Genomic DNA, 11,988 nt, shown 5'->3' on the forward strand with positions numbered 1-11,988 from the left:
CGATCCAATTGTCAACTCCAATCCGCAACCAAAGTCGAACAACACGTCTCAGGCCAGCCAAGGGCCAGGGCGGTTCTGCGTGACGGTGAAGGAATAGAGGACGGTGCGGCTTCGAGCCGACGGCTCGGCCTCGCCTAGAGATATATGGGAAAACGATCCCGGCTCCGCAAGGAGGCGAGTTTCGGGAGCCAGCCGGCTCCATCCGGGTCTCTTCGTATAGGAGGAAAGTGGAGCGGGCGATGGGAATCGAACCCACGACATTCAGCTTGGGAAGCTGACGTTCTACCTCTGAACTACACCCGCGTCACACGCCCGACCTAATGCGGCCGGGACGGGGGGAACTTAGCAAAGGGGCACGGCCCCTGTCCATCGACTTCTATCGTGGTGGGCGCATATCCGTCCGGGCGCGCCTTCGTGGCACGTGCCACAGGAGATTCCGGATGGGCTTCAATCTCGATCCTTTGGTCGCTCTTGGCGTCGTATTTGCCACCGCGGCGACCGATGCGGCCTATGTCTTTTTCAATGCTGCCGTCGTGGCGCGCCGCCGGGTCCGCGCGGCAAACTGGAGCGGGATCTGGTATCTGCTCTCGGCCTTCGCGGTGATCAGCTACACGGAACACGCCGTCTACGTGCTCTTCGCTGCACTTGGGTCCTGGATCGGCGCCTTCCTGTCCGTGACCTGGCTGGTGCGTGCGCCGCACCCGAGCCGGTGACCGGACCTCTTCCTATCGGAAGTGCTTCGACAGCTTCAACCCTTGTGCCTGATAGTTCGAGCCCACGCCCGATCCATAGAGAATGTCGGGTCGCCCGGCCATGCGTTCATAGACGAGGCGCCCGACGATCTGGCCATCTTCCAGGATGAACGGCACGTCGCGCGAGCGCACCTCGAGCACGGCCCGGGCCCCCTCCCCGCCTGCCGGCGCATGGCCGAAGCCGGGATCGAAGAAACCCGCATAATGGACCCGGAACTCTCCCACGAGCGGATCGAAGGGCACCATTTCGGCTGCGTAATCGGGCGGCACATGCACCGCTTCCTTCGAGGCAAGAATGTAGAACTGGCCCGGGTCGAGGATGAGCGTGCGGCTGGCATCCGCATAGAGCGGCTCCCAGAAATCGGCGATCCGGCAGGAGCCCGGCTTGTCCACATCCACGAGGCCCGTGTGGCGCTTGGCCCGATACCCGATGAGCCCGTCGGGCCCGAAGCCCGCGAGGTCCACGCTCACGGCCACGCCGTCCTGGATCGACGGCTCGGCCGACGTCACGACCCGGTCCCGGGCATGGAGGGCGTGGAGCTCCGCATCGCTCAGGCGCACCTCGCCCCGGCGCAGCCGCAGTTGCGACAGGCGCGTGCCGGTCCGCACTAGAACCGGGAAGGTACGAGGGGAGATCTCCGCATAAAGAGGGCCGTGATAGCCGGCCCCGATAGTATCGAATTCCTGGCTACGGTCCGTGATGACCCGTGTGAACACGTCGATGCGGCCCGTGGAGCTTTTCGGGTTTGCGGCGGCCGACAGGTCGGGCGGCAGCGCGAGGCTCTCCTGGAGCTCTGCGATATAGACGCTGCCCGTCTCCAGAATGGCGCCGATGCCAAGGTCGATCTCGTGGAAGCTCAGCTGGGTCAGGCGGTCGCGGACCGTATGACGGCGCCCGGGCAGAAAGCTCGCCCGGACCCGGTAGGCCCGCCGCCCGAGCCTCAGATCGAGGCTCGCCGGCTGCACCTGATCCGCCGCAAAGGGCGTCTCGGGCCGGATCACCCCCTCGTCCGCAAGCTGTCTGATGGTTTCGGCCGATTGGATCCCGTCCCGCAACGCAACCATGTCTTTCCTGACGGGCCCCGGCCCACTCCCCTGCTGAAATGCCGTTCTATCTCTAAGGGATGTGGCGAAATTCTCAAGGCAGGTCCGAGAGGCGTCGTCCCTTATGCCCGCTCTCGATTGACGGAGGCCGAGCCCCGCCTTACCACGTCTCCGGCGCTGCCTTCCGCCGATCTCCTGCGGCGGCGCCCGTGAGGAGGACCGATGTACAAGGCTGTCACCCGAGGCATCAGCGTGACCGTGACGCCCCGCTACATGCCGGAAGAATCCTCTCCGTCCGACAGCCGCTATTTTTTCGCCTACACGGTGGAGATCATCAACACGGGCCTCGAGCGCGTGCAGCTTCGCGCCCGCTATTGGAAGATCATCGACGAGCGCGGTCACACTCAGGAGGTCCGCGGCCCGGGCGTGGTGGGCGAACAGCCCGTTCTCGGCCCTGGGGAAAGCTATAGCTACACGAGCGGCTGCCCGTTGACGACGCCGAGCGGCACCATGCAGGGCTGCTACGTCATGGAGACGAGCGGCGGCGAAACCTTCAACGCCGAAATCCCGGCCTTCTCTCTCGACAGCCCCCACACGAAGCGCGTGGTTCACTGAGGTTTTCATGTCCCCTAACGGCCAGCGGCTGACGCCGCTCGAAATGCTCGCGAAGCTTGTCTCCTTCGATACCGAAAGCTCCAAGTCGAACCTGCCGCTGATCGATTTCGTCGAAAGCTACCTGAAAAGCTGGGACGTGCCCTTCATCCGCGTGCCGAACGCCTCCGGCGACAAGGCTGCGCTCTATGCGACCGTCGGGCCGCAGGACCGGAGCGGGATCGTCCTGTCGGGCCATACGGACGTGGTGCCGGTAACCGGCCAGGCCTGGACGTCGGACCCCTTCACGCTGCGCGTCGAGAACGGACGCGCCTACGGTCGCGGCGCCGTGGACATGAAGGCCTTCGATGCCCTGGCGCTGGCTCTCGTGCCGGATTTCCTGGCCGCGGGGCTGAAGACCCCCATCAACATCATGCTGTCCTATGACGAGGAAACGACCTGCCTCGGTGTGATCGACACGATCCGGCGCATGGGCCACGAGCTTCCCATGCCGAAGGCTGCCATCATCGGAGAGCCGACGCTCCTGGAAGTGGCGGATGCGCACAAGAGCGTCGTGACCTTCATCACTACGGTTCATGGCTTCGAGGCCCATTCCTCGAAGCCCTATCTCGGCGCAAGCGCCGTGATGGCCGCGGCCGAGCTGATCTGCGAGCTCAACCGCATCGCCGACGAGATGATGGAGCGGGGCGATCCGAGCGGGCGCTTCGATCCTGCCTACACCACCGTCCATGTGGGCGTCGTCAATGGCGGTACGGCGCGCAACATCATGGCCAAGGAATGCAGGTTCCACTGGGAATTCCGCGGCCTGCCGAGCCTGGATCCTGCGGAGATTCCCCAGCGCCTCGAACGCTTCGGGCAGGAGGTTGTGCTCAAGCGGATGAACCGTTTCGGCACCTTTGGCCGGATCGAGACCCAGCTCGAGGTGGCCGTCCCGGGCCTCGCCCCGGATCCGGGCTCCGCGGCCGAATCCCTGGCCCTGCGGCTCGTGGGCAAGAACCGGACCCAGACCGTTCCGTTCGGTACGGAAGCGGGGCATTTCCAGGCTGCCGGCATTCCCACGATCGTCTGCGGTCCGGGCTCCATCGACCAGGCCCATCAGCCGGACGAGTATATCACCCTGGAGCAGCTGAACGCGGGCGAAACCTTCATGCGCCGCCTCGCGACCGCCTGCGCCGAGGGCTGAGCAGCTTCGCGCAGCTCAGCCCCGGCTTTCAGGTCTCGGCTTTGGCGATCTCGGCCTCCACATCGGCGGGGTCGAGATCGTAGAACCGCGAGCAGAACTCGCAGGTGATGCCGATGCGGCCATTGTCGCCGACCATGTCGCGGCGGTCCTCTGACGAGAAGCGGCGCATCATGGACATGATGCGCTCTTCCGAGCAGCGGCACTCCTCATGCACGCTCTGCCCCTCGAAGACGCGCACGCCGCGTTCGTGGAACAAGCGATAGAGCAGGCGCTCGCTCGAAACCGCGGGATCGATGAGCTCGTGATCCTCTACGGTTTCAACCAGAGCCTGCGCCTCGACCCAGGCGTCGTCCTCGCCGGGAACGGCCAAGTTCTCCGAAGGGTGTCCTTCTGGAATGTCCCCCGGCGAGAGATCAGCCTGGCGCATCCGCTCGGGAGAGCTCGGCAGGAACTGGATCATCAGCCCGCCGGCCCGATAAGTGTGCCGCCCCTCCTCGAACTGCTCCGCCACCGCAAGGCGCACCCGGGTCGGGATCTGCTCCGACTGGCGGAAATACTGGTGCGCCGCCTCCTCGAAGCCCTGCCCTTCCAGGGCGACCACACCCTGGTAGCGGTTGCGGTCGGAGCCCTGGTCGATGGTCATGGCGAGATAGCCGGAGCCGAGCAGATCACCCGTCTGCGTGGCCCCGGAGCCGAGCGCCTCGATCCGCTCTTTGTCGAAACGCGCCGTCGCCCGCAGACGGTCCGGCGCGTCGAAATCCACCACCACCATTTCGATGGGCCCGTCCGTCTTGGTCTGGAGCTGGAACCGCCCCTCGAACTTGAGGGAGGAGCCCAGCATGACCGTCAGGGCCGCGGCCTCGCCGATCACCCGGGCGACCGCGTCCGGGTAGCCGTGACGCATGAGGATGGTGTCGATGGAAGGTCCCAGGCGAACGATCCGCCCGCGCACGTCGAGGGGCTCGACCGCAAACGGAAGGACGACGTCGTCGGCGCCTTCGAAGGATGCCGCCATCATTCTTCAGCCGCTCCCAGGCACCAGGCCAGGATGCCCTTCTGTGCATGGAGACGGTTCTCGGCCTCATCGAAGACTACCGATTGCGGTCCGTCCATCACGTCGTCGGTTACCTCCTCGCCCCGGTGGGCCGGGAGGCAATGCATGAAGACAGCACCCTTGTCGGCCACACCCATCAGCCTGCTGTTGACCTGATAGGGCTTGAGGAGGTTGTGACGGCGGAATTCGTCCTCGTCGCCCATGGAGACCCAGCAATCGGTCACGATTGCGTCCGCGCCGTCGGCGGCCTCGAATGCGTCGGTCGTCACCACGATGTCCGCTCCTTCGCTCTTCGCCCATGTCAAAAGCTCGGGGCGGGGCGCGAGTTCCGGCGGCGAGGCGATCCGAAGCTTGAAATCAAGCCGGGCGGCCGCGTGGACCCAGGAGGCGAGGACGTTGTTGGCGTCGCCCGACCAGGCGATCGTCCGCCCCTTGATGGGGCCCCGATGCTCCTCGAACGTCATCACATCGGCCATGATCTGGCAAGGATGCGTCATCTTGGTCAGGCCGTTGATGACCGGAATCGCGGCGTTCTGGGCCAGCTCCGCTACCATGGCGTGGTCGAGGGTGCGGATCATGATGGCGTCGACATAGCGCGACAGGACGCGCGCCGTGTCCGCGATGGTCTCGCCGCGGCCGAGCTGCATCTCCTTGCCGGTGAGCATCAGGGTCTCGCCGCCGAGCTCCCGCATGCCCACGTCGAACGAGACACGGGTGCGCGTGGAGGGCTTGTCGAAGACCATGGCCAGGACCTTGCCCTCGAGAGGCCGCTCCTTAGCCCGCTCGCCCCGGCGACGCTTGGCCTTCAGGGCGGAGCCGATATTGAGGACGTTCCGGATTTCGTTACCGGACAACTCGCTAAGATCGAGAAAGTGGCGGGGGGTCATTTGGCGGCTCCCTGCTGGGCAACGGCGGGCTGGCCGGCCTCGATGGCCGCACAGGTAGCGTCCAGACGCTCCATGGCCTCGGCGACATCCCCTTCGGTGATGATCAGGGGCGGCAGAAGCCGGGTGACGTTGTCGCCGGCGCCGATCAGAATGAGCTTGTTGCGGCGGGCGGCTGCGATGAATTCCGTGTTGGGAACATGGGTGCGAAGGCCCATGAGGAGCCCCTGCCCCCGTACCTCGGAGATCACGCCGGGGTGGCGGTCCATCAGCTCGGCCAGGCGCTGCTTCAGGAGGAGGCCCATCCGCTCCACGCGCTCCAGGAAGCCCGGCGCGAGGATAACGTCGAGCACTGCATTGCCGACGGCCATCGCCAGCGGATTGCCGCCGAAGGTGGTGCCGTGGGTCCCGAGCGTCATGCCCTGGGCGGCCTCTGCGGTCGCCAGGCAGACGCCCATCGGGAAGCCGCCACCGATGCCCTTGGCGACCGACATGATATCGGGCGTCACACCCGTCCACTCGTGGGCGAAGAGCTTTCCGGTTCGTCCGACCCCGGTCTGGATTTCGTCGAAGATCAGCAGCAGGCCATGGGTATCGGCAAGCTCGCGCAGGGTGCGCATGAAGGCGCCCGGCACGGGACGGACACCACCCTCGCCCTGGATCGGCTCGATCATCAGAGCCGCCGTTTCCGGCCCGATGGCGGCCTTGAGGGCCTCGACGTCTCCGAAGGGAACCTGGTCGAACCCCTCCACCTTCGGGCCGAAGCCCTCCAGATACTTGGCTTGACCGCCGGCCGCGATGGTCGCGAGCGTCCGTCCGTGGAAGGCGCCCTCGAACGTGATGATGCGGAACCGCTCCGGATGGCCTTTGGCCGCGTGGTACTTCCGGGCCATCTTGATGGCCGCCTCGTTGGCCTCGGCGCCAGAATTAGAAAAGAAGGCCACGTCCGCGAAGGTGTTCTCCACAAGCCGCTGGGCGAGGCGCTCGCCTTCGGGGATCTGGAACAGGTTCGAGGTGTGCCAAAGCTTGGCCGCCTGATCCGTCAGGGCCTTGACCAGATGCGGATGGGCATGCCCCAGGGCATTCACGGCAATGCCGGCCCCGAAATCCAGATATCGCTCGCCATCTCGGCCGAAGAGCCAGGGGCCCTCTCCTCTTTCAAAGGATATATCGGCACGTGCATAGGTCGGCAGCAAAGGCGACGTCACGGGATTATTCTCCGCTGGAAGGCCAGGATCAGACCATAAGGTCGCACCTGGGCCGGAAAAACAAAGCGCCGCCCCACAGGGACGGCAGCCCAGGAATTCTAATGAGCCCCGAGACCCTGTCAATTCAAGAGAAATGAACTCATTCATCACCGCGCTGGCGGGAAAAACGAGTTCCCTGGGGAAAACGGCAGGGCCTGTCCGGGGACTCTTGCGCCCGAGTCCACCCATCTAGTAACTTCGGGATCGTCGATTACGCATTCGAGCGGCGGCCCTCACCTCTCAGGAGTGATCCTCACAACGCGGTCGGACCTTCCATTCTGTCCGCGAAGCATGAGGGATTCGGTCCTAGGCAGAGCCGTCCCGATGGAGGCCATATAAAAATGACAGATGCGGGTGCAACCTGGACCGATGAAAGGGTCGAGCTTCTCAAAAAGCTCTGGGCCGACGGCTTGAGCGCGAGCCAAATCGCCTCCGAGCTTGGCAATGTGACCCGGAACGCCGTGATCGGGAAGGTTCATCGCCTTGGCCTGTCCGGACGGGCCAAGGATAAGGTCGCGGCGCCGGCCGCCCAGCGTCCCCGCAAGGTGGCGCGCCCGCCCAGCACCCCCACGCCAATTGTGCCGCAAAATCGGAACAATGTGGTGATTGCTCCCATTTCCCGTCCGCCCGTAGCGGAGGAGGAGCCGGTGACCATGGCTGAGGACGATATCGCGATCCCGATGTCCGAACGCGTGACCATCATGGATCTGCGGGAGTCCATGTGCCGTTGGCCCATGGGCGACCCGACCAAGCCTGAATTCCGCTTCTGCGGCGCACGCTCGATGGCCGGGCTGCCCTATTGCGGGCACCATGCCCGCATCGCCTACCAGCCCGTCGCCGACCGCAAGCGCGAGCGCAAGCTGGCCCGGGCGTAAGGGACGCTCCCGATCAGACTTTCAAGGCAGGCCCTGCGCCTGCCTTTTTTATTTTCGGCATGTGAGAAGAAGAGCGGCACCGGCACGCATCAAGAAAAAAGGCCGCCTTCCTGTTATGGAAAGCGGCTTCACGGACCGGGTCGACGCGATGGCCTGGACCCGGCCGAAACTCAACCTTCGCGGGCGAAGGTTTCGTCGAAAGAATAGCCGGTGCCGCGAACCGTCCTGATAGGGTCGGCCTTGTGCGGCACCCGGATGGCCTTGCGCAGGCGGCCCACATGCACGTCGACGGTGCGCTCATCGATATAGACGTCGTGCCCCCAGACCGCGTTGAGCAGATGCTCGCGGGTGAAGACGCGGCCCGGGCTCGTCATCAGGAATTCGAGAAGGCGAAACTCGGTCGGCCCTAAGTGAAGCTCGTGGCCGCCACGCCGCACCCGATGGGTCTCACGGTCGAGCTCCATGTCGCCGGCCGTCAGCAGCGTCGCGATATGGGCCGGCTTGGTACGGCGCAGGAGGGCGCGCACCCGGGCCAGCAGCTCGGGCACCGAGAACGGCTTGACGATGTAGTCGTCGGCGCCCGTGGAAAGTCCCCGGATCCGGTCTCCTTCCTCGCCCCGTGCGGTCAGCATGATGATCGGCATCCGCTCGGTCTCGGGCCTGACCCGAATGCGGCGGCAGAGCTCGATGCCCGACAGGCCGGGCAGCATCCAGTCGAGAAGCAGGAGATCGGGCACCTGCTCCCGCAGGCGGATTTCCGCCTCGTCGCCGCGCCCGACGCAATCAACGTCGTAACCCTCCGCCTCGAGATTGTAGCGCAGGAGGAGCGTCAAAGGCTCCTCATCCTCCACGATCAGTACACGCGGTCCCATGCGTCAGGCTCCGGCCTTGGTCAGGTCGATGGAACGGTCGTTCTTGGGACGGTCGATCGCCAGGGTTTCGCCGGTCACGAGATAGTACACCGTCTCGGCGATGTTGGTCGTGTGGTCCCCGATGCGCTCGATGTTCTTGGCGCAGAACAGGAGATGGGTGCAGAACGAGATGTTGCGCGGATCCTCCATCATGTAGGTCAGAAGCTCGCGGAACAGCGACGTATAGAGCGCGTCGATCCCTCCGTCGCGCTGCCAGACGTCGAGGGCGCGCGCCGTATCCTTCTGCGCATAGGCATCGAGCACATCCTTGAGCTGTTCGAGCACGAGGTCGCTCATGTGCTGGACCCCCACGACGATCTTGTGGGCCTGGAACGGCCCGCCGATGGCCAGCGCACGTTTCGCGATGTTCTTCGCCAGATCCCCGATACGCTCCACATCGCCGGAAATGCGGATGGCCGAGATGGTCTCGCGCAGGTCGATCGCGAGCGGCTGGCGCCGGGCGATGGTGAAGATCGCGCTCTCCTCGACCTCGCGCTGGAGCAGATCCAGGCGGCTGTCCGACGAGATGACGGTCTGCGCCAGGGGCAGGTCGCTGCGCACGAGCGCCGCGATGGCGTCGACGAGCATCTTCTCGGCAATGCCGCCCATCTCCGAGATCCGGCGCCGAAGGCTCTGCAGGTCCTCGTCGTAAGAGCTGACGATATGCTCCGCCATGGAAGGGTCTCCTTGAGGCGCTCCGGTCAGCCGAAGCGGCCCGTGATGTAGTCCTGGGTCTGTTTCTTGTTGGGCGTCATGAACATCTTGCCGGTCGGCCCGAACTCGATGAGCTCGCCGAGATACATGAAGGCCGTGAACTGCGAGATACGCGCCGCCTGCTGCATGTTGTGCGTGACGATGACGATGGTGAACTCGGTCCTCAGCTGCTCGATCAGCTCCTCGATCTTACCGGTCGAGATCGGATCGAGGGCAGAGGTCGGCTCGTCCAGGAGGATGACCTCCGGGTGCTGCGCGATGGTGCGCGCGATGCACAGGCGCTGCTGCTGGCCGCCCGAAAGGCCCATGCCCGACTGGCGGAGCTTGTCCTTTACTTCGTCCCACAATGCAGCCTTGCGCAATGCCTGCTCGATGCGCTCGTCGAGCTCCGCCCTGGGCAGCCGCTCGTAGAGCCTGATCCCGAAAGCGATGTTGTCGTAGATCGACATGGGAAACGGCGTCGGCTTCTGGAACACCATGCCGACCCGGGCACGCAGCTCGTTCACGTCAACGGAGGGCGAAAGCACGTTCTGGCCGTCGAGCAGGATTTCGCCCTTGGCGCGCTGCTCGGGATAGAGGCTGTAAATGCGGTTGAACGTCCGCAGCAGCGTGGACTTGCCGCAGCCCGAGGGCCCGATCAGGGCCGTGACCTGACGGTCGTAGAAATCGAGCGAGATGTCCTTCAGGCTCTGGAAGTCGCCATAGAAGAAATCGAGGTTGCGCACGGCGATCCGCACCGGCGCGGACGGATTGGCCGCAGCAGCCTTTCCGATGGCGCTGCTCGCTGTGACGGCGATCGAAGTCATCGGGCGAGATCCTTCTTCAGCAGCAGGCGCGCCACCACCGACAGCGCCAGAATGGAAAGCGTGATGACCAGGGCTCCGGCCCAGGCGAGGGAGCGCCAGTTCTCATAGGGCGCCAGCGCGAACTGGTAGATCATCACGGGAAGGTTGGAGACGCCGCCCATCAGGTCCGGGCGGAACCAGAAATTGTTGTTGAGCGCTGTAAACAGCAGTGGCGCGGTCTCGCCGGCGATGCGGGCTGTGGCGAGTAGGATCCCGGTCACCATGCCGGCGCGGGCGGCACGCCAGCCGATATGGATGATGACGGTCGACATGGGAGCGCCCAGCGCCGCGCCTGCCTCGCGTAAGGAGCCTGGAACGAGGCGCAGCATGTCCTCGGTGGTGCGCACGATCACCGGCACGGCGATGATCGCGAGCGCGACGCCGCCTGCCCAGCCGGAATAGCCGCCCAGCGGAGGCACCATGAGCGTATAGACGAACAGGCCGATGAGAATGCTGGGTGCCGCCAGCAGGATGTCGTTCACGAAGCGGATGACCTCGGCGAGTTTCGACCCCTTGCCGTATTCGGCCAGATAGGTCCCGGCGAGCACGCCGACCGGCGTCGCCACCACGATGCCGAGCAGGGTGAGGATGAAGCTGCCGACGATGGCATTGGCGATGCCGCCGCCTTCCGTGCCCGGACCGGGAGTTACGTGCGTGAAGACGTCCAGCGACAGGGCGCTGCCGCCCTCGTAAAGCAGCATCAGCAGGATCCAGCCGAGCACGAAGGCGCCGAGCGCCGTGAAGAGAGTGCAAACCACCTTGAGCGCCCGGTCCGCAATCCGGCGGCCAGCGCGGACACGGCCCCAGGCCTGGGGCTGCTGCAGCGGAGCGTTCGGGGAAACGTCGTTCATTGTCCGTCCTCTCACCGGTTGCGGACCCGCGCGATCAGCAGGCGCGCCAGAACGAGAACCGCGAAGGTGACCAGGAAAAGAATGCAGCCGAGCGCCAGAAGCGCGTTGAAGTGCAGGTCCGACGCCTCGTTGAACTCGTTGGCGATCCGCGACGCGATGGTCGAGCTCGGATCGAACAGGGACAGCGAGAACCGGTTGGCGTTGCCGATCACGAAGGTCACCGCCATGGTCTCGCCGAGGGCCCGGCCGAGACCGAGCATGACGGCACCGATGATGCTGACCCCCGCCTGCGGCAGAAGCACGTGGCGCACCACTTCCCAGGTGGTGCAGCCGATTCCGTAAGCGCTCTCGCGCAGGATCGTGGGGATCTGGTCAAGGATGTCGCGGGTGATGGACGCGATGAACGGGATGATCATGATCGCCAGGATGATCCCGGCCGTCAGCAGGCCGACCCCGGAGGGCACGCGGGCATAAAGGATCGTGCCCAGGATCGGCATCCCTTCCACGAGGGACGAGACCGGCATCTGGACGAAGCGGGCGAAGAGGGGCGCGAAAACGAAGAGGCCCCACATGCCGTAGATGATGCTCGGCACGGCTGCCAGAAGCTCGATCACCGTCGAGACCGGGCGCTTAAGCCAGGCCGGGCAGAGCTGGGTCAGGAAGATCGCGATACCGATGGAGATCGGCACGCCGATGACGAGGGCGATCAGGGCCGAGGTCAGGGTTCCGGCAATCGCCACCCATGCGCCGAACTCGCCCTTGCCGACGCTCCACACGCTCGAGGTGATGAAGCCGAAGCCGAACTCGCGAAAGGCCGGCCAGCCGCCATACACCATGGAACCGAGAATGCCGGCCAGCACGAGGAGGACCAGGAGGGCGGAGGCGCTGCTCGCCCAGCGGAACAGAGGGTCGAAGGTCGTCTTGGGAGCACGGCGGGTCGTCTGCATGGTCGAAAGGGACATCCGTTCAGACAAGGCAACCATCCGCCGTACTCCGTTTTGAAGAGAGTGTCAGCC

At 65.1% G+C, this 11,988-nt stretch carries 13 protein-coding genes and 1 tRNA gene; 4 read left to right on the forward strand and 10 right to left on the reverse strand.

Going from position 1 to position 11,988, the window contains the following annotated elements; translation table 11 throughout:
- Nucleotides 1-228: 228 nt before the first annotated feature.
- Nucleotides 229-303: transfer RNA gene (locus C4E04_RS16805), tRNA-Gly, on the reverse strand.
- A 137-nt stretch (nt 304-440) separates the two neighbouring features.
- Between C4E04_RS16805 and C4E04_RS16810 the strand changes: the two genes are divergently transcribed.
- Nucleotides 441-713 carry a hypothetical protein gene (locus tag C4E04_RS16810; RefSeq protein ID WP_109599218.1) on the forward strand — a complete coding sequence of 91 codons (273 nt, stop codon included), beginning with the start codon at nt 441-443 and terminating at the stop codon, nt 711-713.
- A gap of 12 nt (nt 714-725) precedes the next feature.
- Here C4E04_RS16810 and C4E04_RS16815 read toward each other — a convergent pair whose 3' ends face one another.
- Complete coding sequence (locus tag C4E04_RS16815; RefSeq protein ID WP_109599220.1) at nt 726-1,817, reverse strand: 2'-deoxycytidine 5'-triphosphate deaminase; 1,092 nt, start codon at nt 1,815-1,817, stop codon at nt 726-728.
- 201 nt (nt 1,818-2,018) lie between these two features.
- Here C4E04_RS16815 and apaG point away from each other — a divergent pair, with 201 nt between their 5' ends.
- Nucleotides 2,019-2,411: a Co2+/Mg2+ efflux protein ApaG gene (gene apaG / locus C4E04_RS16820; protein WP_109599222.1), complete on the forward strand. Its 393-nt coding sequence runs from the start codon at nt 2,019-2,021 to the stop codon at nt 2,409-2,411.
- A gap of 7 nt (nt 2,412-2,418) precedes the next feature.
- Nucleotides 2,419-3,591 (forward strand): acetylornithine deacetylase, encoded by a 1,173-nt coding sequence (gene argE / locus C4E04_RS16825; protein ID WP_109599224.1) that lies wholly within the window; start codon nt 2,419-2,421, stop codon nt 3,589-3,591.
- Between the two features lie 28 nt (nt 3,592-3,619).
- On the opposite strand, the gene C4E04_RS16830 is transcribed toward argE, so the two are convergent.
- The 3 genes from C4E04_RS16830 to C4E04_RS16840 are packed head-to-tail and all read right to left on the reverse strand — an operon-like array spanning nt 3,620 to nt 6,737.
- Nucleotides 3,620-4,609 (reverse strand): Hsp33 family molecular chaperone, encoded by a 990-nt coding sequence (locus C4E04_RS16830; RefSeq protein ID WP_109599226.1) that lies wholly within the window; start codon nt 4,607-4,609, stop codon nt 3,620-3,622.
- Nucleotides 4,606-5,532, reverse strand: coding sequence for an ornithine carbamoyltransferase (gene argF, locus C4E04_RS16835; RefSeq protein WP_109599228.1), 927 nt, complete (start codon nt 5,530-5,532; stop codon nt 4,606-4,608). Before argF ends, C4E04_RS16830 begins: the two co-directional genes overlap by 4 nt.
- Nucleotides 5,529-6,737, reverse strand: coding sequence for an aspartate aminotransferase family protein (locus C4E04_RS16840; protein WP_109599230.1), 1,209 nt, complete (start codon nt 6,735-6,737; stop codon nt 5,529-5,531). The genes argF and C4E04_RS16840 overlap by 4 nt, the downstream gene beginning before the upstream one ends.
- Nucleotides 6,738-7,117: 380 nt before the next feature.
- Here C4E04_RS16840 and C4E04_RS16845 point away from each other — a divergent pair, with 380 nt between their 5' ends.
- Nucleotides 7,118-7,651 carry a GcrA family cell cycle regulator gene (locus C4E04_RS16845; protein WP_109599232.1) on the forward strand — a complete coding sequence of 178 codons (534 nt, stop codon included), beginning with the start codon at nt 7,118-7,120 and terminating at the stop codon, nt 7,649-7,651.
- Nucleotides 7,652-7,821: 170 nt separating this feature from the next.
- Here C4E04_RS16845 and phoB read toward each other — a convergent pair whose 3' ends face one another.
- Genes phoB through pstC form a run of 5 tightly spaced genes read right to left on the reverse strand, consistent with a single transcriptional unit; the run spans nt 7,822 to nt 11,955 of the window.
- Complete coding sequence (gene phoB, locus C4E04_RS16850; protein ID WP_109599234.1) at nt 7,822-8,523, reverse strand: phosphate regulon transcriptional regulator PhoB; 702 nt, start codon at nt 8,521-8,523, stop codon at nt 7,822-7,824.
- A 3-nt stretch (nt 8,524-8,526) separates the two neighbouring features.
- Nucleotides 8,527-9,237, reverse strand: a complete 711-nt coding sequence (gene phoU, locus C4E04_RS16855) for a phosphate signaling complex protein PhoU (RefSeq protein ID WP_109599236.1) — start codon at nt 9,235-9,237, stop codon at nt 8,527-8,529.
- 26 nt (nt 9,238-9,263) lie between these two features.
- Nucleotides 9,264-10,082, reverse strand: coding sequence for a phosphate ABC transporter ATP-binding protein PstB (gene pstB, locus C4E04_RS16860; RefSeq protein ID WP_109599238.1), 819 nt, complete (start codon nt 10,080-10,082; stop codon nt 9,264-9,266).
- On the reverse strand, nt 10,079-10,972 hold the full coding sequence (gene pstA, locus C4E04_RS16865) for a phosphate ABC transporter permease PstA (RefSeq protein ID WP_109599240.1): 894 nt from the start codon (nt 10,970-10,972) through the stop codon (nt 10,079-10,081). The genes pstB and pstA overlap by 4 nt, the downstream gene beginning before the upstream one ends.
- A gap of 11 nt (nt 10,973-10,983) precedes the next feature.
- The gene (gene pstC / locus C4E04_RS16870; protein WP_109599242.1) at nt 10,984-11,955 is read right to left on the reverse strand and encodes a phosphate ABC transporter permease subunit PstC; all 972 of its coding nucleotides are present in this window, start codon (nt 11,953-11,955) and stop codon (nt 10,984-10,986) included.
- Nucleotides 11,956-11,988 lie beyond the last annotated feature (33 nt).

The sequence above is a fragment of the Microvirga sp. 17 mud 1-3 genome (assembly GCF_003151255.1).
GTDB lineage: Bacteria > Pseudomonadota > Alphaproteobacteria > Rhizobiales > Beijerinckiaceae > Microvirga.

What these genes read in the sequence shown, in the direction of transcription:
- C4E04_RS16830 (WP_109599226.1), bottom strand. Translation starts at nt 4,609, where the DNA reads ATGATGGCGGCATCCTTCGAAGGCGCCGACGACGTCGTCCTTCCGTTT.
- phoB (WP_109599234.1), bottom strand. Translation starts at nt 8,523, where the DNA reads ATGGGACCGCGTGTACTGATCGTGGAGGATGAGGAGCCTTTGACGCTC.
- C4E04_RS16845 (WP_109599232.1), top strand. Translation starts at nt 7,118, where the DNA reads ATGACAGATGCGGGTGCAACCTGGACCGATGAAAGGGTCGAGCTTCTC.
- C4E04_RS16810 (WP_109599218.1), top strand. Translation starts at nt 441, where the DNA reads ATGGGCTTCAATCTCGATCCTTTGGTCGCTCTTGGCGTCGTATTTGCC.
- phoU (WP_109599236.1), bottom strand. Translation starts at nt 9,237, where the DNA reads ATGGCGGAGCATATCGTCAGCTCTTACGACGAGGACCTGCAGAGCCTT.
- pstC (WP_109599242.1), bottom strand. Translation starts at nt 11,955, where the DNA reads ATGGTTGCCTTGTCTGAACGGATGTCCCTTTCGACCATGCAGACGACC.
- pstB (WP_109599238.1), bottom strand. Translation starts at nt 10,082, where the DNA reads ATGACTTCGATCGCCGTCACAGCGAGCAGCGCCATCGGAAAGGCTGCT.
- argF (WP_109599228.1), bottom strand. Translation starts at nt 5,532, where the DNA reads ATGACCCCCCGCCACTTTCTCGATCTTAGCGAGTTGTCCGGTAACGAA.
- pstA (WP_109599240.1), bottom strand. Translation starts at nt 10,972, where the DNA reads ATGAACGACGTTTCCCCGAACGCTCCGCTGCAGCAGCCCCAGGCCTGG.
- argE (WP_109599224.1), top strand. Translation starts at nt 2,419, where the DNA reads ATGTCCCCTAACGGCCAGCGGCTGACGCCGCTCGAAATGCTCGCGAAG.
- C4E04_RS16815 (WP_109599220.1), bottom strand. Translation starts at nt 1,817, where the DNA reads ATGGTTGCGTTGCGGGACGGGATCCAATCGGCCGAAACCATCAGACAG.
- apaG (WP_109599222.1), top strand. Translation starts at nt 2,019, where the DNA reads ATGTACAAGGCTGTCACCCGAGGCATCAGCGTGACCGTGACGCCCCGC.